The sequence below is a fragment of the Gabonibacter chumensis genome, from assembly GCF_024741215.1.
Classification (GTDB): domain Bacteria; phylum Bacteroidota; class Bacteroidia; order Bacteroidales; family Marinifilaceae; genus Gabonibacter; species Gabonibacter massiliensis.
Genome location: NZ_JANSKB010000001.1, coordinates 638215 through 659071, shown reverse-complemented (window position 1 = coordinate 659071; position 20857 = coordinate 638215). Strand labels below are relative to the sequence as shown.

Genomic DNA, 20857 nt, shown 5'->3' with positions numbered 1-20857 from the left:
CCAGGCCATGAAAGCAGAAATCTTATTACCGGAAAACATCGAATGCATCGCCAGATTCAAGAAGACATTTAAGAATGTGCCCGATCAGGAAATCGAAAAGTTACTTGCAGATAACGTGATCAAACATTATAAAAAAGGAGAATTTATCTACAAAGAAGGCTCTCGAATAAAGGGGTGTTATTTCCTGTATTCCGGAATCGTAAAGATTTTCCAGACAGGTAACGAAGGAAAGGATCAGATCATTCGGTTCGGGAAAGAAGGTGATATTTTCGGTTTTCGTTCCGTTATCCGTAAAGAGTCTGCCTGTACTTCCGTAGAAACATTATCGGACTGTATTTTATGTTATATACCGGACGCCTCCTTGATGCATATGATCACCAATAGCCCTAACTTTGCCTACGAAATGATGCAAATCGCCTGCAAAGAATTAGGAGATGCCAATCGCTATATCAAAGATATCGCACAGAAATCCGTCAAATCAAGACTGTCAGAAATCTTACTACTCATTGCCGGGGATTTCGGCTTGGAGGAGGACGGAACATTAAAATTAAGCGTTACCCGGGAAGATTTGAGCAACTTTGTAGGTACGGCAACAGAAACCCTTATCCGGCTGCTGTCCGACCTGAAAAACGAAGGCCTTCTCGAATCCAAGGGACGGAGAATCAAACTACTGGACATCGACAAGCTAAAAAAATTAGCGGAATAACTCGTCACGAACAGTTCACAAGGAGGCGTACAATGTGCTCTCATTGCAGACAGACGGTTCGAATTACAGATTAAAAGAGCCGGTCATCGAATTTAACCTCCGAATCACATCATCATTCAATCACCCAATCACTTCATTTAAAATCTCCGTTTTTTAGGATAATTCTAATTATTAAGCATTATATTTGTGCACAAAACTTAACATCTTAAACACGAATCTATGCCACAAATATCAGAAAAAGGGATGGCGATGCCATCTTCGCCGATCCGAAAATTAGTTCCCTTTGCGGATAAAGCTAAAGAAAAAGGAATCAAAGTATATCACCTGAACATCGGACAACCAGATATTCAAACCCCGGATGTTGCGTTAGAAGCATTAAAACATTGCACGGAAAAAGTCATCGCTTATACGAATTCCGCCGGAAATCTCTCTTACCGGAAAAAATTAGCTAAATATTATCAAAATATTGGTATCCAAATCGATGAAACCAATATCATGATTACAACAGGAGGCTCGGAAGCGATCACCATTGCTTTTATGTCTACCTTAAATCCCGGAGATGAAATTATCATTCCGGAACCATTCTATGCTAACTACACGGCTTTCGCCCTTATGTGCGGTGTAAAAGTAAAAGCCATCACATCCAGCATAGAGACCAACTTCGCCTTGCCTCCCGTCAGTGAATTTGAGAAGCTGATCACTCCCCGTACGAAAGGTATCGTTATCGTGAATCCGAATAACCCTACCGGTTACTTATACTCACAGGAAGAGTTGGAACAATTGGCTTCCATCGTGAAGAAATACGACCTCTACCTTTATTCGGACGAAGTATACAGGGAATTCTGTTACGACGGACACAAACATTTCTCCACGATGCAATTGAAAGGAATAGAGCAAAATGTCATATTGCTGGACTCCGTTTCCAAAAGATACAGCGAATGCGGATTGCGCGTAGGGGCTTTAATCACCCGGAACAAAGAAGTTCTGACTGCCGCACTTAAATTCGGCATGGCTCGTTTGTGCGCCCCCGCTATCGGTCAGATCCTGGCGGAAGCCTCTTTGGATACCCCGGAAGAGTATTTTAAGGATGTTTACAACGAATATATCGAGAGAAGGGATTTCATGGTAGAAGCTTTAAATAAGATGCCCGGAGTTGTTTGTCCCAAACCGAAAGGAGCCTTTTATGCGGTAGTTAAACTTCCCGTAGACGATGCGGATAAGTTTGCTCAATGGTTGCTGGAAGACTTCGAGTACAACAAGCAAACCGTAATGGTTGCTCCTGCCAGCGGCTTCTATTCTACTCCCGGATTAGGTAAAGACGAGGTAAGAATAGCCTATGTCTTAAAAATCTCCGAATTGAAAGGAGCGATGGAAACATTAGCCAAGGCATTGGAAGTATACCCTGGAAGAGTAAAATAGTATTTTTCTACTTGATATAATCCTGGATGACCTCGGTCTTTCAGGATTATTTTTTATTGTCTTTTTTAGAAATCCGGGAAAACGAACGTTCATTTCGTTTAATATCGCAAACCAAGTACTCGTTTATCAAACATTTTATCTATCTTTGTCCAAAGATTTCTAAATTTAAGATCAAGACATGACTTCAGATCCCCAATTTGATAGTATCAGGCCATATATAGGATCAGAGATTCCGGAAGCCGTTGAGCGTCTCAGTCAGGCAGAAGAATTTTTGCAACTTTTTTCTCATATGACCAAAATCGATAAAAACCTTATCGCACAAAAACTTGAAGGCATCACAACCAGAGACGAATTCCAAGCCCGCTTCTTCGGACCGGTAATGGAAAGACTCATCGCCGGAACAACAGACGGCGTCACAGCGGTAGGTTTGGAACACATAGAAAAAGATAAATCCTATTTATTCGTGACCAATCACAGGGACATCATCCTCGACTCTGCCATCCTCAATGTGCTATTGAGGAAACGGGGGGATCATTACTGTGAAGCTGCCATCGGAAGTAACCTGTTAATAAATAAATGGGTCACGGACCTGGTAAAGTTGAATGCCTGTTTCATTATTGAACGGGGATTACCGGTCAGAGATATGATTTCAAGCGCTTCTTTACGTTCACATTATATCCGGGATATTATTCATGAAAATGAATACTCCGTGTGGATCGCCCAAAAAGAGGGAAGAACAAAGAACGGGGACGACCGGACGCAACACAGTCTGCTCAAAATGTTTAAGATGAGCGGTCCCAAAGGGTTTGTTGACAATTTTAAAGAACTACGTATTGTTCCGATTGCGATCTCATATGAATGGGAACCCTGTGACGATTTAAAAACCGATGAACTTTATCAAAAAAGTATCGGTGATTACGTGAAAACCCCGGCGGCAGATATGCGAAGCATGCAACAGGGACTTTCGGGTTACAAAGGAAGAGTACACTTTACGATTTGTTCTCCCATTCAACATGAGCTCGACGAACTCGATGCCCAATCGAATAATGGAGATCGGATAGCGGAATTAGCGACCTACATCGATTCTAAAATTCATTCCGGATTCAAATTATGGCCGAATAATTATATAGCTTACGATTTACTCCACGGGACAACCCGTTTTTCCTCGAAATATTCGAAGGAAGAAAAAGAGAAATTCATTCAGGTGATGACAGAAAAGATAGAACGTCTTAACGGAAACCGCTCTGTTTTAAATAATATTTTTCTGGAAATTTACGCCAATCCGGTAAAAAACGCCACGACAGGAAACAATCAATAACTTCGATCTTATGCGTATATCTCGATACCTACTGATACTTGCAGCATTTCTAATTATGATCTCAAGTGTTCTCTCGTTGTTTCATGGAGGAGACCGTACCGCCGTTTACGTTAACATCGCCGCAATGGCATCCATCGCTATTGCCGTTTCGATCATCAGTTTTAAAAACCCTAATAAACGTAACCTGTAATGTACAAATTCAGACGTCGAATCTATGCCGGAGGGAAAAGTATGGAGTTCTGGTTTGGATTAACCAGCAAAAGCCGGGATCATCATTCAAATTACACCCTGTTTCTTTTAACGGAGAGCCCGGATTCCCCATTTAGTTACGCGGAACAAATCGGAAGCGGATTCCATGCGAAAGCCGACGCCGAACGTTTTGCCATTCAATACGCCAAAGATCTTTTTCGAAATCTATTGGACCGGGAAAAAGAGACCGAAGAAAAAGACGATAATAATCAATTACAATAAATAAACTGAAAAATGGACAGAAAAGTTAGAGTAAGATTTGCTCCCAGCCCCACGGGTGCACTCCATTTAGGAGGTGTCAGAACGGCCCTATTCAATTATTTATTTGCTCGCCACCACGGTGGTGATTTCCTTTTAAGAATAGAAGATACGGATCAAAACCGGTATGTACCCGGAGCCGAAGAATATATCATAGAATCATTAAAATGGTGCGGATTGACCGTGGACGAAGGTGTCGGAGTCGGAGGAGAATACGGTCCCTACCGACAAAGTGAACGCAAATCCCTGTATAAGCAATACGCGTTACAATTAGTAGAATCCGGAAATGCATACTACTCTTTCGATAGTGCCGAAGAACTAAACGCACAACGGACGGCAAGCGAAGCCAAAGGAGAGACGTTCATGTATAACGCCGCTACCCGAAAAAATCTCAAAAATTCGTTGAATATGCAGGACGACGAAGTTAAGAATTTGTTGGAAAGCGGTATCCACTACGTGATCCGTTTTAAAATGCCTGAAAACGAAGACCTGTATTTACGCGATATCATCCGGGGAGAGGTACATTTCAATACTTCGCTTTTGGATGATAAAGTTTTATTCAAATCCGACGGTATGCCGACGTATCACTTAGCCAATATCGTCGACGATCATTTAATGAAAATATCGCACGTGATCCGGGGAGAAGAGTGGTTGCCTTCCCTGCCTCTACACGTACTTTTATACCGAGCTTTCGGTTGGGAAAACACCATGCCGGAATTCGCCCATCTTCCCCTAATCCTGAAACCGGTAGGAAACGGTAAATTAAGTAAACGAGACGGAAACAAAATGGGATTTCCCGTATTCCCTATGGAATTTACCGATCCGGAAACGGGAGAAAAATGGCATGGCTACAAGGAGGACGGCTATCTCCCGGAGGCTTTCATCAATATGTTAGCCCTATTGGGCTGGAACCCGGGAACGGATCAAGAGCTTTTCTCCCTACAAGAACTCTGCGATCAATTCTCATTGGAACGGGTTAATAAATCAGGTGCCCGCTTCAATCCGGATAAAGCCAAATGGTTTAATCATAAATATTTGGTACAAAAAAATGACAAAGATCTGGCCATCTTATTGAATGAAATGCTCGTCCAAGACGGTATCACTTATGATATAGAAAAATTGGAAAAGATATGCCGATTATTAAAAGAGAGAGCCAACTTCGTTTCGGACATATATGCTTCATCCGGGTATTTCTATAAAGCACCGGAAACCTATGACGAAAAAGGGGTGAAAAAAAGTTGGAAAGAGGAGACGCCGGGCCTTGTTCAGGAGTTGATCGATATTCTGGAAGGAGTATCCGAATTCACCTCCGCCAATACCGAAGAAGCCGTGAAAGCATGGGTTACCGGTAAAGAGATCGGATTCGGTAAAGTCATGAATCCGTTCCGTTTAGCCATCATCGGTTCGGCCGACGGGCCTCATATGTTCGATATTATCGAAATATTGGGCAAGGAAGAGACCCTAAAACGGTTGAGAAAAGCATTAGCGACTCTATAAAAATTGGGCGATTCCGTGATTATGCCACCTTGTGATTATTTTAATCGCCGAATCACCCAATCTCACTATCTTATTCTACTCTCGATATTTTATTCGGGTCATATTTGTCTTTTACTTTTTGCGGACCGTCGGGATAGCCGATCGGAATAACACAGAGCGGGACCAAATTTTCAGGCAATTGGCTATATTCGCGTACCACATCCATCCGGTCTTCGTACGGATAGGCTGCTGTCCAGACAGCCCCCAATTCCAATGCTTCGGCTGCCAATAGTATATTTTGCGTGGCTGCCGAACAATCCAAATACCAATAGGAGGATACCGAGGGATCCCCGCAAACCACGATAGCCAAAGGAGCTTGAATCAACATTTTCGCATAAGGCAATCCCGCGGCCATCGAATCCAACGCAGCCCGTTTTGTCACAACCACAAATGCCCAAGGACGGGTATCCTTTCCCGAAGGTGCGGCCATCCCCGCTTTCAATAAAGTCGTAATCTTCTCCTCCTCTACCGGTTTATTCAAATACTTCCGGACACTTTTGCGTCCCATAATCGTTTCTATCGCACCCTTCTCCAAAAGAGCCGACTTCTTTTCATTTCTCTCTCCCATAACGGATGTCTTTAATATAACAATAAATAATACTGCCGCTAATAAAACATACAAAGCACTTCGTTTATTCATCTCTATATTCTTTTAAAACCGATTCTAAGATAGGACATTTTTTTCTCCCGTATGGCTTATGATTTTGTTAAAAACGCTTTTTAGAATAAAATTTGTAACAAAAAATCCTAAATCCCGTAGAGAAGATAAGCCTTAACGATAAAACAAACAGAATCATGAAAACCGAAAAATACGTACTGGCCTTGGATCAGGGAACAACTTCTTCCCGCGCCATGCTCTTCAATCATAACGGCAACGTCATTGCCATGTCGCAAAAACCGATAGAACAGCATTTTCCCCGTCCCGGATGGGTGGAACACGATCCCTCGGAGATCTGGTACTCCCAATCTTCGGTTGCGGCCGAGGTGATCGCCAAAGGTAACCTGACAGGATTGGATATTGCCTGTATCGGGATCACCAATCAACGGGAAACCACGATCATATGGGATCGCGAGACCTCCATTCCCGTTTACCGGGCCATCGTATGGCAAGACCGGCGGACGGCCGATATTTGCAAGGAATTGCAGGAAAACGGATACGGCGATATGATCCGGGAAAAAACAGGTTTGATCATAGACGCTTATTTTTCCGCAACAAAAATCAAATGGATATTAGACCATGTCGAAGGAGCACGGGAACGCGCAGAGAAAGGGAAACTTTGTTTCGGTACGGTCGACAGCTGGCTTGTCTGGAAATTTACCCAAGGGAAAGTCCATGTTACCGATGTCAGTAATGCTTCCCGGACCATGTTATTCAATATTCACACGCTACAATGGGATAAAGAGCTATTGGAGCTGTTCCATATTCCCGAATCCCTATTACCGGAAGTAAAAGCCAGCAGCGAGATCTATTCCGAAACGGCAACGACCTTGTTCTCCACCAAAATACCGATTGCCGGAATCGCCGGAGATCAACAGGCTGCTCTTTTCGGCCAACTTTGTCTCTTCCCGGGAATGACGAAAACGACATACGGAACGGGATGCTTTATGGTAATGAACACAGGGAACAAAGTAGTCAAATCAAAAAATAACCTATTGAACACGATCGCCTGGAAAATTAAAGGAGAAGTTACCTATGCCCTTGAAGGCAGCGTTTTCGTGGGAGGTGCTGTCATCCAATGGCTGAGAGACGGAGTTAAGCTCATCTCCACGGCCTCTGCCAGCGAGCCTATGGCAAGTTCCCTATCCGATAACGGAGGCGTATATTTCGTTCCGGCCCTGACAGGCTTGGGAGCTCCTTACTGGGACCAATATGCCCGAGGGGGTATCATAGGCATTACCCGGGGAACCACGCCGGAACATATCGCAAGAGCTGCCTTGGAAGGAATTGCTTTCGAAGTATATGACGTGATCCAGGCCATGGAACACGACATGAAACAAGCCTCTCCGGAATTAAGAGTCGACGGAGGAGCCGTAGCCAACAACTTTCTTATGCAATTCCAAAGTAATATCTGCAAAGCTAAAGTCGTACGCCCGAAGGTATTGGAAACGACAGCCCTCGGAGCCGCCTATTTAGCAGGATTGGCAACCGGATACTGGGAAAGTACGGAAGAGCTTCAGGAACAATGGAGCATCGACCGGGTTTTCGAACCTCAGGATACCGACGAACATGTGAAACAACTTTTACACATGTGGCATAAAGCCGTGGAACGGGTACGCGATTGGGAAGAGTAACATAAAATCCGATCCGTGGTGATTACGTGATTTCACGATTGGGCGATTCGTTTGAACCACCGAATTCTGAATTCTTTCGCTATCCTTTACATCCAACACTTACAACCGTCATTTTCAATTTAAAATTATATCATCATGTCTCCTTTTACAGCTGAACTTATCGGAACAATGGTCATGATTCTCCTCGGGGATGGAGTGGTTGCCAACGTGGTATTGAATAAAACCAAAGGATTCGGCGCGGGGTGGATCACGATTACCACGGCTTGGGCATTAGCCGTATTTGCCGGAGTAGTAATTGCAGGGCCATATAGCGGGGCTCATCTGAATCCGGCCATTACAATCGGTTTCGCCATCACGGAAAAATTTCCCTGGAGCGACGTACCGTTCTACCTCATCGCCCAAATGATCGGAGCAGCCCTCGGAGCCCTGCTTGTCTGGATTATTTATTACGATCATTTCAACGCGACGGATAATCCGGGCACAAAATTAGGCGTATTCTGCACGGCTCCGGAAATACGGCATAACATCATCAATCTTTCTTGTGAAGTAATCGGAACTTTCGTCCTGATGTTTTCCGTCTTTTATATCACCGGGGCAGAACTCATTGCCGACGTGGATACGACCACTCCCATCGGCTTAGGCTCTATCGGTGCCATCCCCGTGGCTTTCATCGTATGGGCTATCGGTCTTTCGTTAGGAGGAGTCACCGGATACGCTATCAATCCGGCACGGGATCTCGCTCCCAGAATCGTGCATGCCATCCTGCCTATTTCCGGAAAAGGCAGCAGTCATTGGGACTACGCGTGGATTCCCGTTTTCGGACCTTTAATCGGGTGTGGAATCGCCGCCCTCTTTTACGGAATTCTCTCCGTTTAATGCTCCGGAGCCATATCTCTCGTTGATCCGGTCAAAAACCTCCCACAAAACTTTTATATTAGGGGCTTGTAGCATCTCTATCCTTAAATCTCTGAAATGAGACAAGCCCTTAAACATACAAGCCATGTGCCGGCGCATGTGAAACAATCCGCGAACCTCATCCAGCCACTCCATAGATAAGAGTATCTGCTCTTTAATGATATCGATCTGTTCTGCTACCGTCAATTCGGGCAGCACTTCACCAGTGGAGAGATAATGTTTTATCTGTTTGAAAATCCAAGGTTTCCCGATCGTAGCCCGACCAATCATCACGCCGTCGACACCATAACGCTCAAAGGCCTCCTTTACCTTTTGAGGAGAATCTATATCCCCATTTCCAATAACGGGAATCCTTATCCGGGGATTACTTTTAACCCGGGCGATAGGTTCCCAGTCAGCCTCTCCCTTGTACATCTGGGAACGGGTTCTGCCGTGAATGGCCAAAGCACTGATTCCGACATCCTGCAACCGCTCTGCCACCTCATCGATCATAATATGATCGCAATCCCATCCCAAGCGGGTTTTTACCGTCACCGGAATATTTACAGCCCGGACGATCTGCCGCGTCATTTCCACCATCAAGGGGATATCCCTGAGCATACCTGCCCCCGCACCCTTTGCAGCTACCCGTTTCACCGGACACCCAAAATTAATATCGATAAAATCCGGTCGCACGGTCTCTACGATCTTAGCCGCTTCTACCATCGATTCGATAAAGCGTCCGTAAATCTGTATGGTTACCGGTCGTTCACTATCCTCTATCGTCAATTTTTTCACGGTCTTATTCACCGAACGTACTAAAGCATCTGCAGAAACGAACTCGGAATACAGCCAGTCTGCACCATAACGCTTACAAAATTTACGGAAGGGAGGATTCGTAACCTCCTCCATCGGTGCCAATATCAATGGCCTTTCTCCCACGTTTTTTCCTCCAATAATCATAAGATGTACGTAATTTTAGAGAGATCTTATTTATAAGTTTGGCCACAAAAATAATAATTAATATCTTTAACTTTCAAAATAAAACGATTCATATGCATATACTTCATCTTGTTCTGGCAGGCCTGCTCACTTTTAGTTCAACAAGTGACGAATGGATACGGGTTAAAGGTCCGGATCACCTCTCGTTTCTATTTCCCAATCATGCCCAACGTTTAAAAAAAGAGATCGAAGGTGCTCAATCATGGATTTTCCAAACCAAAAATCTAACCTGTGTATTCGGCGTCGTATGTACGAAATTGAATACGGAAAAAGGGACATTCAAAGACCTTACCGTAACGCAATTGTACCAACAAATGAAAAAAGAGACCCTGACAATGGAATCGGCCGTCCTGAAAGAAGAAAAAAACATCCCGCATAAAGATATGGAGATAAAAGAAATCTGTTATACTATAACGAAAGACAAGGATAACATGATCTATTATAAACGGTTTATATTCAGAAATAATTGCATGTACCAAATCGTCATCGGGGGAAAATCGAAACTTTTGAATGAAATTCTCATACAAAAAGAAAAATTTTTCCATTCTGTCTCTTTCAATCCGAAACCGTAACCTTTATATAAGATAAAACGAAAAATACAGCAATATAAACTATCTTCATCACCATGAAAACAATACTTCTTTTTACGATTCTCCTAATCGCTTGTCCCGTATGGGCTCAAAAAACAAAATCAGATACGACGAAAGGGGAATTCAAACAAATCTATTTACAGGAAAAAAGAGAAAAAAGAAGAGCCAACCCGACGGAAATATTAAGCGATCCGTTACACCGTCACTCTTATCAAAACAATAATTTCCTCTATTTTAAAGGTCACTGGAGCGGTTTCTTCTTCGGTTTCATCAATTTCGACAATACAAACTATATCCAATCCGGAGGAACCGCCTACATGGAATTGGACAGGGGGAATTCATGGGTTATGCAATTTAATTTAATCCAAAAAGGCATACGCCTGAATCCGTCCAACACCATCGGGTTGGTAACCGGACTCGGCCTGGAGTATCAACGTTTTCGTTTCAAACACAAAAATACGATCGTAAAGGATGAACACGGAGTAATTCATGACGATCCGTTAACCGATTTGCATGTGAAAAAAAGCTCTTTCAAAAACCTATATCTTACCATTCCTTTGCTGTTCGAAGTCCAATTCCCCGGCAAGAGTAGAACCAAAGCCTTTGTATCGGGAGGACTTACGGGAGGTCTGAGGTTACACACGAAAACAAAGGTCGTCTATAAAAAAGAGGACGGGAAAAAACGCCGTTTAAAAGATTCCGGGAATTTCAGCATGACCCCGGTCAAGGTCGATGCCACTCTTCGTGCCGGATACGGACATCTGGCCGTATGGGGAAATTATTCCCTGAACCGGATGTTTAAAACCAATAAAGGACCAGAACTACATCCATATAGCATAGGGATAGGCATCACATTCTGACCTGTTATTTATCCGGTAATCGGCAACGACCGGAAACAACTCTGTTTTCCCATTCAGTTCGGTAGAACTCACGCGGGAGATTCTATTCAAGCTCGAATGCAAATGAAAAAGAGGACAAATTGAAAAGGAACCTTTTCGAAAATCCTTTATTGTTCTTTTGCAAACAGCAATTTTTTCTCGTTTTATAACAATTAATCCCCTCCTTTTTATAAATTCGCCGGCATAACTTAAAAACACAACCCAAAATGAGAAAACTATTCCTATTTTTACTTTTAGGTTCTTTTGCGTTCTCTTGTAAAGAGGCCAAAAAGGAGACCAAAGAAAGCCCTTATAAGCCGCTTGCCGACCAATACGCCGAGTTTACACTCACGACGGACATGAGTAAGCTAACCGAAAACGAGAAAAAAATGCTACCTATCCTTATCGAGGTAGCGGACATCATGGAAGAAATTTTCTGGCAAAATGCTTATGGAGATAAAGAAGAATTACTCGCTCAAAACCCGGATCCCTATGCACAGAAATATATCAAAATCAACTACGGACCATGGGATCGGTTAAACGACAATAAACCTTTTATCGAAGGCGTAGGCCCTAAACCTTTAGGAGCCAATTTCTACCCGGCCGACATGACCAAAGAGGAGTTCCAGGCATTGAAAGATCCACGGAAAACCGATTGGTACAGCGTTATCAGACGGGATACTTCCGGCCAGCTGATTGTCGTGCCGTTCCACGAGGCTTATCCCGAAGAGACGGCCAAAGCCGCGGAATTACTAAAACGAGCCGCAGAATTAGCAGAAGATCCGGGATTGAAAAAGTATTTGGAACTACGCTCCCAGGCTCTTTTGACAGACGATTATCTCGCCAGCGATTTAGCGTGGATGGATATGCAAAACAACACCTTAGATTTTGTAGTAGGTCCGATCGAAACCTATGAAGACCAACTTTTCGGTTACAAGGCTTCACATTCCGGTCAGATTTTAGTCAAAGACAAAGAGTGGAGTAAAAAGCTCTCCTTATACGCCCAATATTTACCCAAATTACAAGAAAATCTTCCGGTACCGTCCGCTTATAAACAGGAGAAGGCCAATGCCAACGCCGATTTAAACGCTTACGACGTAATCTATTATGCCGGAGATTGCAATGCCGGCAGTAAAAATATAGCCATCAACCTTCCGAACGATCCAAGAGTACACGCCGCCAAAGGAAGTCGCAAATTGCAGCTCAAGAACTCGATGGATGCCAAATTCCAGACGATGGTGGTTCCTATCTCCAAATTAGTGATCACTCCGGAACAACAAAAACACGTGAAAGGAGATGCCTTCTTCGAAAACACCATGTTCCATGAAGTGGCACACGGTCTCGGCGTCAATTACACGATCAAGGACAAGCAGGAGGTTCGCTCCGCTTTACAAAATACTTATACTTCAATCGAAGAGGCCAAAGCCGATATCCTCGGGTTGTATTGCCTCACTCAGTTAGCCGATTGGGGCATTCTGAAAGACAAAGATTTGATGGACAACTACGTTACTTTCGTGGCCGGTATTTTCAGATCCGTGCGGTTCGGTGCAGCCAGCGCACACGGGAAAGCCAACATGCTTCAATTTAACCATTTCATGGAAAGCGGAGCCATCACGAAAGACGAAACGACCGGATACTATACCATCGATTTTGAAAAAATGAAAAAAGACATCGGCGTTATCGCCGGGGAATACATTACCTTGCAAGGTAACGGAGACATCGCCGGCGCACAAGCCTTGATTGCAGCCAAAGGAGTCATCCCTCCATCCCTCCAAAAAGATTTGGATAAAATCGCCGGAGCCGGAATTCCGAAAGATATCTTCTTCAAACAAGGTAAAACCGTTTTGGGGTTGGAATAACAGTCGGCCCTAAGACTACTTAACTTATAAAGCGCTGTCCGTCGGGATAGCGCTTTTATTTTTATACCCTCTTTTTTGTTTTATCACCGCCGAGTTAATACAATACGATAATTCAATAGATTAATATTGAATTAATAATACAAATATAGAATATTCGTCTATATTTACATCCAATTATAAACAACAATAGTAGTCATTCAATCTTCATTTTATGAAAACATCTTATCTCATAGTATGCGTATTGCTTATTTTATCCGGTTGCAGTAATAACACAGATGAAATAATTTCCACAACCCAAAATGAAACTGAAAATAAAGTGGAAAAAGATTATCAAAAAGCTTTGGATTTGGTCAAAGAATTTGCAGATTTAGACCCGTTTCACCATATATCGATCCCCAGTATTAAACCTTACTTATAAACATATGATAAAAAACATGTTTCTTTATACCATCTACCTACTTTGTATTATTTCTATTTATTCCTGTTCTGAAAAAGAAGAAGAGTTTGCAAAAACCTTATTCGATGTAGAGGCATTAGTATTAAATTCGGCGAGTCACGAAATATCCGTAAAAATAAACAAGATTACGATGCCGTATTTTTTTTATCGTCTTTGTGATTATCCTATAGCTGATTCTATTACAATCTATGAAGTTAGGCATAATAATGATACAATAACGGGAGATTGGTTTAGCGTCTTTATAAAAGATAACAATATTCATATTAACACAGAAAAAAACAGTACGATCAAAAATAGAAGGATCAGACTTATATTCGGTTACGGACAAGCGAGTGAAGGGTTCGATGTTATTCAAAAGAGACGTATCGATTAAACTATTTATAAAAACGCTCCCCCATCCGATTAAAAAAATATCCCTTGTAACTTTAACGTTACAAGGGATATTTTTCAGCTTGTTGCCCCACTAGGACTCGAACCCAGACAGACAGAACCAGAATCTGGAGTGCTACCATTACACCATAGGGCAATTGCGCTGCAAATATAGTAGTTTTTTGAAAAATCAAAAACTACTGCCTACTTTTATTTTAAAATTTTCCGGTACTCCTCCTCATCGGAAAGCATTTCGACAGCTTTGGCCACATCCCGGTCATGTCTCATTCGGTATTCGATCACTCCATCCTGCATATAATACCGTCCCATCAATTGGTCGGAAAGGATCTCGCCGATCTCTTTCCGGAACAAATCCAGATCCCGGTCGATGGAGTGCCCCAACTCGGCTTTTAAACGATCTATATGACCTTTTACCTGATCATAATATTTTTCGGACTTAGCCGTTTCGACCAACTTATCCAAAGCCGTTTGCGATGCCGTTTCATATTCAAACTGATGCTCTTTCAAATACTTTTTAAAGTCATTATAGATTTCATCCGTTAACTCAAAGGTCGCCGGAGCAGGAATAGAGGGATGTGTCAACGCATACTCATTGACAAAATCGAAAATCATATCCTTTATTACCAATTCCTGCGTGATTTTAGCGTATTTTTCCGGTTCTATTTTTACATCCGGAGTAATTCCTCCCCCGTCATATACGGTTCGTCCCGCCTTCGTTTTAAAAGCCGTAATCAAAGAATCCGGTATGGTGCCCACGCTTCCGTCCGGATTCCGGTGAGCGTAATCCACGGCCTGTATGCAACGGCCGCTCGGGATATAATATTTCGCCGTGGTTACCTTCAATTTCGTATTATATACCAAATCACGGGTCGTCTGAACCAATCCTTTACCGAAAGAACGTTCTCCAATAATCACGGCCCGGTCGTAATCCTGTAAAGAACCGGAAAGAATTTCAGAAGCGGACGCAGAAGAACGGTCGATTAAAACGGCCAGTTTCATATCGGGGACGATCGGATTATTGGAAGTAAAATACTCCTTATCCCATTGTTTTATCTTTCCTTTCGTATTAACTACCAATGTATTGCGAGGTAAAAAATAGTTAGCTATTTCCACAGCCTGATCCAACAAACCTCCGCCGTTCCCACGCAGATCCAAAATCAAAGACTCCGCCCCCTGCTGTTTCAAATCCATAATAGCCCGGCGCACATCTTCCGCCGACTTATCCGTAAAGCCGGTAAAATAGATATAACCGATCTTATCGTCGAACATACCGTAATAAGGGACACTCGGCAACTGAACGTTTTCCCGGACCACCTTCACCTCCATAGGCTTCTCCTCTCCCAAGCGCTTTATCTTTATCGTAACCTCTTTTCCCGGTTGCCCTTTCAGATGCTGACTGACAAATTCCGTATTTTTCCCTTTCATATCCATCCCGTCTATGGCAAGAATCAAGTCGCCCGGCAGGAGTCCGGCTCTATCGGCCGGGGAATTTCGATAAGGCTCCCGAATCACCACATAGTCGTCTTTCATACTGATAATCGAACCGATACCCGCATAAGCTCCCGTTGTCATCATCTTAAACTCATCCATCTTCGATTCCGGATAATAGACCGTATAAGGATCCAGCGATTTCAGCATGGCATCAATTCCACTCTGTACTAATTTTTCCGGTTCTATCTCATCGACATAGAAAAGGTTCACATCCCGAAAAAGGGTCGCAAAAATATTTAAACCTTTACTGACTTCAAAACGTTTTTCATCTTCCTTTAAACTTAAAATTCCCAATGTCAAGATGAAAACACCGAGAATGCTCAGGACGATACGCGTACTTCTATTCATAACCTTAGTTTATTACATAAGAACGAAAATAATATATATTCCGGAATATTACAAATTCACGGGACAGGATCGTATCCCGAACCACCCCAAGGATGGCAGGAACATATCCGTTTGACGGCCAACCACAGTCCTTTTACAGGGCCATGCTTTCGTATGGCCTCTATCGCGTATTGGGAACACGTGGGCGTATAACGACAAGTGGGAGGCTTTAAAGGCGATAAACAATGCTGATAAAACTTAAGGGGTATCAACAACACTCCTATCACGATCCTTTTTAATATGAGTTTCCATTTTCTTAAAGGCACCTGTTATTGCTTTTTCAATTTTATCGTACTTCACAATCGAGTCATTCAGATAAATAAATAACATATTCCATGTTTCATTTTCCGGAATATTTCCATACAGATGAAACTTGTTCAATCGATAGGCTTCCCGTACCAAACGTTTTACCCGGTTACGCTTTACCGCTCTCTTAAAACGTTTTTTAGAAACACTGATAGCCATCCGGGCGGGAAATTCCTCTTCCTCTCGTTCCGACACGTATACAATCACCCGCAAAGGATAAGAGATAAAGCTAAAACCCGACGATAGGAGACGCTCAAAACGACTTCTACTACACAAGCGCTCGGCCTTACAAAACGTATATCCTATTGTCTCTCGATTCATGATCACAAACAGAATAAAAATGGACATCGTCCGATGTCCATTTTATCACTTCTTATTCTCTTTATTATAAGCCTTAATGAACTGTTCCAAAGCCATCGTCATGGATGGCGCCTTTTCCGTGGGTGCCTTAATATCCAACCTCAAACCCGCTTCTTCCACTGCTTCTGCTGTCGCCGGGCCGAAAGCGGCAATCACAGTCGTACCCTGTTCGAAATTCGGGTAGTTTTGAAATAAAGATTTTATTCCCGCCGGAGTGTAAAATACAATGATATCGAACTCCTTCAAATCAGGAATTTCATCCACGAGATCATTCGCTACCGTTTTATATAAAACAGCCTTCGTGTATTTTAAATGCAATTCGTCTAACAATCCCGGCACGTTTTCTTTATGCACATCGGAGAGAGGAACAAAAAAATGCTCTGTCTTATGCTTCAACAAAACCTTGGTCATATCCTCTACTTTTTTATCGCCATAGAAAATCTTTCTTTTCCGATATACGATATACTTCTGCAAGTAGAAAGCCACTGACTCGGAAATACAAAAATATTTCATCGTGTCCGGTACGACAACTCTCATCTCGTTACAAATCCTAAAAAAATGATCAATAGCCGTTCGACTTGTAAAAACAATGGCCGTATAGTCAAGTATATTGATTCGTTGTTGCCGAAATTCTTTTCCGGAGACACCCTCCACTTTAATAAAAGATTTGAACTCTAATTTCAAACCATACTCCTCAGCCAAATCAAAATAGGGAGATTTTTCTGTTGTTGGCTTAGGCTGCGAAACTAATATTTTCTTGATCCTCAATGCTGTATGTTTTTAATTAACACTTGCTTCAATTATCTCTTCCAACATCTTGTATATTACAAGAAATGGCAGTATTTCGAGCGCACAAAGGTACAAAATCATATATAAAATTGAAACTCTATATTCAAATAATATTTTAATCAATCTTATAAATCTAAAAATCAAATAGATAGAAAATATGGTAAAAATAAAATAAATCAACGGCTGAACGGAAGTCGGACGGACATAAAACAACGCGATAACAAAAGGAGAAATCATTAATCCAATCACCGTATTGTAAACCCACAAGTTTGTGACCATCTCTTTGGCACAATAACGAGCATTAAACGTCCAACCCAAAAGACGAATAAAACCGACCAGGAGCAAATGATATCCCGCAAGGAAAGCAAAAACAATAACAGAGTCGTCAAAAATAAAATCGCCATTGATCAGGTAAACCAAAAATATAGAAAGAACGGAAGCAGAAAGACAAAACGTTATAAACAGAAAAAAATAATTGGGACGAAGTCCTTCCGTGTATACTTTCTCCTGGTTTTTCTGTTTAAAAAAGAAACCGAATAAGCCAGAGAACAGCCCTTTCCCTCTCAATCGGATAAACGCCAACAGTCCTAAAAAGATAATCGTATACAACAATACCCCGGACATAAAATCCACATCTTGTTGTCCTTTCAAGGGAACATCCTTCCATGAACCGATAGGAGCTGTTGAGGATGCAATGGTGTCAAACAGAAATTCTTCCCTTACAGATACCTTTTTTTCAAAAAGAGAAACAGGCCGAATAACAGAATCTGCCGATGCTCCTGTTAATGGCAAATGCAACGTATCAACTTGTTCTCCACGCATGAATAAAATTATTTATACACAATATTAATGGGCTTCATACCAGTTTTCCCCGTATCCGGTACTTACGGTCAAGGGTACGGCAAGTTTAATCACATTTTCCATACAATCCACGACCAACCCTTTTAATTCTTCCAACTCTTCCCTATGACATTTAAAATTCAACTCGTCATGTACCTGCAATATCATTTTGGACTTTAACCCTCTCCGCGCGATCTCCTGATGGATACAGATCATCGCCTTTTTAATGATATCGGCAGCAGATCCTTGTATCGGAGCATTTACGGCGTTCCGTTCCGCTACCCCGCGAACGACAGCATTCCTGGAATTGATATCCCTCAAATAACGCCGCCTTCCCATGATGGTTTCCACATATCCTTGTTTCCTGGCCTTTTCGACGGATTTCTCCATATACTGTTTCACTCCGGGATAAAGATTAAAATAACCGTCTATCAACTCTTTCCCTTCTTTTCGCGGGATCTTCAATCGCTCGGCCAATCCCCAAGCCGAAATTCCGTAAATAATTCCGAAATTAGCCGTCTTAGCCCGACGCCTCATTTCCGGCGTAACCTCATTCAAAGGTACATGATAAATTTTTGCGGCCGTTTCTGCATGCACATCTTCCCCGTTCAAAAAAGCATCTATCAACTCTTTCGTTCCGCTCAAATGAGCCATTAATCGAAGCTCCACCTGTGAATAATCGGCAGAAAAGAAGCAGTAATCAGGATCCCCGGTAATAAAAGCTTTCCGGATATTCCTCCCCTCTTCTGTCCGAACGGGAATATTCTGCAGATTGGGATTCAAACTACTTAAACGACCGGTAGCCGCTTCTGCCTGATTAAAACGCGTATGAATTTTACCGGTACCCGGATCAACATAGGTAGGCAAAGCCTCTGCATAAGTGGTTAATAATTTCTTCAATCCACGGTAGGTCAATATGTGTTCAATGATCGAATGTTCACCCTCCAACTTGGATAAAACCTGTTCGGAAGTGCTATACTGACCCGTCTTGGTCTTTTTATTCGTTCCCCCGATATTCATATCGTCGAACAACACCTCCCCCAATTGCTTAGGCGAACTGATGTTAAACTCTTTTCCCGCCATTTTATAAATAACCTTTTCGGAATCTGCAATCTTTAATTTCAACTCCTCGGACAACTCTTTCAATGCCTCCTTATCGATAGCAACACCTTCATACTCCATGTCTGCCAAAACAAAAACCAAAGGCATCTCCAACTGCTCGAAAAGAGTATATAAGCCGACCTGTTCCAAGGCCTCTTTGAGTCTCCCTTTCAACCGGAAAAGAATATCGGTCCTCTCCTCAAAATCCTTATTCTTAACGGAATCATCTTCAAAAGACAACGTAAGCTGCTGACTATCGCCGTCATCTCCCTTAACCAACCGATAATTCAGTAACTCCAGGGCGATGCGTTCCAACTCGTGCGAGCTATCCGGCTGCAACACGTAATGCGCGATTTTTATATCAAAAATCCGATTTTTAATTTCAATTCCTGCCCGACGTAACCAGATGATATCATTTTTCACATCATTAGAAATCAATATTTTATCCGGATTTTCAAAGACGGATCTCAACCTTCCGATCATTTTCTCGGCAGCTTCTTTTTCTAAGGGTAATCGCAAATAACGCATCCGATTAGCCCGAACAGAAAAAGCAAGATAAGTCGGATAAGAGTTATAGAGGGTTCCATCCCCGAATACTGAATGCAAAACATATTCCGAGGACTCTTCCAATACCCCGATCAATTCATTCAACTCTCTTTCGCTTTGAATTTCCTGATAAGAAACCTCTTCCTCGTGCAAAGATTCAATCGAAACTTCAGTGTGCTCGATCGAAAATATCCGTTTAGACAAGGAAAAAAGCTCCAGCTCTTTAAATATCGGTTCCAACACCTCTTCTTTTATCTCCGTCCGAATTAAATCTTGTATAGAGATATTTACTGGAACCTCGCTATTGATCGTTACCAACTCTTTCGATAAAAATACCGTGGGTTGACAAGCCAATAAATTTTCTTTTTGTTTCCCTTTCAGCTCTTCTATATGCTGATATATACCTTCGATACTCCCGTATTTATAAATCAAAGAAGAAGCGCTCTTCGGTCCTACCCCGGAACATCCCGGAACGTTATCGGCAGAATCACCCATCAATCCCAAAATATCAATGACCTGTTCCACCCGCTCTATTCCAAAGTGATCCAGAACTTCCGCAATCCCCCACACTTCCGACTTGTTTCCAGCCCGTCCCGGCTTATACATAAACACCCGCTCGCTCACCAACTGGGCATAATCTTTATCCGGAGTGATCATATAGACTTGAAAGTTTTCTTTCTCTCCGATTTTAGCCAAGGTTCCGATAACATCATCCGCCTCAAAACCGTCCACGGCAATCAAATTGATCCCCAATCCTTGAATTATTCTCTTTATATAGGGAACGGATTTCTTCAAATCTTCCGGCATGGGAGGACGCTGGGCCTTATATTGAGGATACATTTCATGCCGAAATGTGGGTCCTTCCGGATCAAAAACAACAGCCAAATGAGTCGGTTTTTCTTCTTCCAACAGTTCCAGCAGAAAATTACAAAAACCAAAAGTTGCCGAAGTATTTATCCCCGTCGTTGTAATCCTCGGATTATTGATAAACGCGTAATACGAGCGGTAAATCAACGCGTAAGCATCCAATAAATACAACCTTTTTTCCTCATTTATCATCGTTTTTTCTTTTCAAATTAGTTTTCACAAAGTTAGAAATAATATGCAATTAGGCGTCTATTAAAAAAGAAAAGAATATCTTTGAAAGATTTCTTTCTAACGAATAAAATCAAATACATCTGATATACAA

21 protein-coding genes and 1 tRNA gene are annotated in these 20857 nt (G+C 42.3%); 13 read left to right on the top strand and 9 right to left on the bottom strand.

Annotated elements, in window-relative coordinates:
• The first annotated feature begins 7 nt into the window (after positions 1–7).
• From NVS78_RS02895 to gltX, 6 genes are all read left to right on the top strand, one after another.
• Complete coding sequence (locus tag NVS78_RS02895; RefSeq protein WP_286357839.1) at positions 8–706, top strand: Crp/Fnr family transcriptional regulator; 699 nt, start codon at positions 8–10, stop codon at positions 704–706.
• Positions 707–925: 219 nt separating this feature from the next.
• Positions 926–2125, top strand: a complete 1200-nt coding sequence (locus tag NVS78_RS02890; protein ID WP_041503213.1) for a pyridoxal phosphate-dependent aminotransferase — start codon at positions 926–928, stop codon at positions 2123–2125.
• A 178-nt stretch (positions 2126–2303) separates the two neighbouring features.
• Complete coding sequence (locus NVS78_RS02885) at positions 2304–3443, top strand: 1-acyl-sn-glycerol-3-phosphate acyltransferase (protein WP_286357838.1); 1140 nt, start codon at positions 2304–2306, stop codon at positions 3441–3443.
• A gap of 55 nt (positions 3444–3498) precedes the next feature.
• Positions 3499–3633: a hypothetical protein gene (locus NVS78_RS02880; RefSeq protein WP_286357837.1), complete on the top strand. Its 135-nt coding sequence runs from the start codon at positions 3499–3501 to the stop codon at positions 3631–3633.
• The gene (locus NVS78_RS02875; protein WP_041503210.1) at positions 3633–3914 is read left to right on the top strand and encodes a hypothetical protein; all 282 of its coding nucleotides are present in this window, start codon (positions 3633–3635) and stop codon (positions 3912–3914) included. The genes NVS78_RS02880 and NVS78_RS02875 overlap by 1 nt, the downstream gene beginning before the upstream one ends.
• Before the next feature lie 12 nt (positions 3915–3926).
• Positions 3927–5447 (top strand): glutamate--tRNA ligase, encoded by a 1521-nt coding sequence (gene gltX / locus NVS78_RS02870; RefSeq protein ID WP_286357836.1) that lies wholly within the window; start codon positions 3927–3929, stop codon positions 5445–5447.
• A gap of 70 nt (positions 5448–5517) precedes the next feature.
• Here the strand turns inward: gltX and NVS78_RS02865 are convergent, their stop codons facing one another.
• On the bottom strand, positions 5518–6054 hold the full coding sequence (locus NVS78_RS02865; RefSeq protein WP_286358453.1) for a nitroreductase family protein: 537 nt from the start codon (positions 6052–6054) through the stop codon (positions 5518–5520).
• A gap of 227 nt (positions 6055–6281) precedes the next feature.
• On the opposite strand from NVS78_RS02865, the gene glpK reads away from it, so the two are divergent.
• Positions 6282–7778, top strand: a complete 1497-nt coding sequence (gene glpK, locus NVS78_RS02860) for a glycerol kinase GlpK (protein ID WP_286357835.1) — start codon at positions 6282–6284, stop codon at positions 7776–7778.
• Between the two features lie 135 nt (positions 7779–7913).
• Positions 7914–8654 (top strand): MIP/aquaporin family protein, encoded by a 741-nt coding sequence (locus NVS78_RS02855; RefSeq protein WP_286357834.1) that lies wholly within the window; start codon positions 7914–7916, stop codon positions 8652–8654.
• On the opposite strand, the gene dusB is transcribed toward NVS78_RS02855, so the two are convergent.
• Positions 8604–9635: a tRNA dihydrouridine synthase DusB gene (gene dusB, locus NVS78_RS02850; RefSeq protein WP_286357833.1), complete on the bottom strand. Its 1032-nt coding sequence runs from the start codon at positions 9633–9635 to the stop codon at positions 8604–8606. The genes NVS78_RS02855 and dusB overlap by 51 nt on opposite strands.
• 92 nt (positions 9636–9727) lie before the next feature.
• Between dusB and NVS78_RS02845 the strand changes: the two genes are divergently transcribed.
• The 5 genes from NVS78_RS02845 to NVS78_RS02825 all read left to right on the top strand — a co-directional run bounded on the left by NVS78_RS02845 (position 9728) and on the right by NVS78_RS02825 (position 13831).
• Positions 9728–10246: a hypothetical protein gene (locus tag NVS78_RS02845; RefSeq protein WP_286357832.1), complete on the top strand. Its 519-nt coding sequence runs from the start codon at positions 9728–9730 to the stop codon at positions 10244–10246.
• A gap of 53 nt (positions 10247–10299) precedes the next feature.
• The gene (locus tag NVS78_RS02840) at positions 10300–11124 is read left to right on the top strand and encodes a PorT family protein (protein WP_286357831.1); all 825 of its coding nucleotides are present in this window, start codon (positions 10300–10302) and stop codon (positions 11122–11124) included.
• A gap of 245 nt (positions 11125–11369) precedes the next feature.
• Positions 11370–13001 (top strand): DUF8614 domain-containing protein, encoded by a 1632-nt coding sequence (locus NVS78_RS02835; RefSeq protein WP_286357830.1) that lies wholly within the window; start codon positions 11370–11372, stop codon positions 12999–13001.
• 211 nt (positions 13002–13212) lie between these two features.
• Positions 13213–13419, top strand: a complete 207-nt coding sequence (locus tag NVS78_RS02830) for a hypothetical protein (RefSeq protein ID WP_286357829.1) — start codon at positions 13213–13215, stop codon at positions 13417–13419.
• A 4-nt stretch (positions 13420–13423) separates the two neighbouring features.
• Positions 13424–13831, top strand: a complete 408-nt coding sequence (locus NVS78_RS02825; protein WP_286357828.1) for a hypothetical protein — start codon at positions 13424–13426, stop codon at positions 13829–13831.
• A gap of 82 nt (positions 13832–13913) precedes the next feature.
• On the opposite strand, the gene NVS78_RS02820 is transcribed toward NVS78_RS02825, so the two are convergent.
• From NVS78_RS02820 to polA, 7 genes are all read right to left on the bottom strand, one after another.
• Positions 13914–13984, bottom strand: a tRNA-Gln gene (locus NVS78_RS02820).
• A 53-nt stretch (positions 13985–14037) separates the two neighbouring features.
• Entirely contained in the window at positions 14038–15687 is a 1650-nt protein-coding gene (locus NVS78_RS02815; RefSeq protein WP_286357827.1) for a S41 family peptidase, read from the bottom strand.
• Positions 15688–15743: 56 nt separating this feature from the next.
• A complete protein-coding gene (gene yidD, locus NVS78_RS02810; protein WP_286358452.1) occupies positions 15744–15968 on the bottom strand; it encodes a membrane protein insertion efficiency factor YidD in 225 nt (74 codons plus the stop codon).
• The gene (gene rnpA, locus NVS78_RS02805) at positions 15925–16380 is read right to left on the bottom strand and encodes a ribonuclease P protein component (RefSeq protein WP_286357826.1); all 456 of its coding nucleotides are present in this window, start codon (positions 16378–16380) and stop codon (positions 15925–15927) included. The genes yidD and rnpA overlap by 44 nt, the downstream gene beginning before the upstream one ends.
• A gap of 18 nt (positions 16381–16398) precedes the next feature.
• Positions 16399–17160 carry a uroporphyrinogen-III synthase gene (locus NVS78_RS02800; protein WP_286357825.1) on the bottom strand — a complete coding sequence of 254 codons (762 nt, stop codon included), beginning with the start codon at positions 17158–17160 and terminating at the stop codon, positions 16399–16401.
• Between the two features lie 12 nt (positions 17161–17172).
• On the bottom strand, positions 17173–18003 hold the full coding sequence (locus tag NVS78_RS02795) for a DUF4271 domain-containing protein (protein ID WP_286357824.1): 831 nt from the start codon (positions 18001–18003) through the stop codon (positions 17173–17175).
• A gap of 24 nt (positions 18004–18027) precedes the next feature.
• Positions 18028–20727, bottom strand: a complete 2700-nt coding sequence (gene polA / locus NVS78_RS02790; RefSeq protein ID WP_286357823.1) for a DNA polymerase I — start codon at positions 20725–20727, stop codon at positions 18028–18030.
• Positions 20728–20857 lie beyond the last annotated feature (130 nt).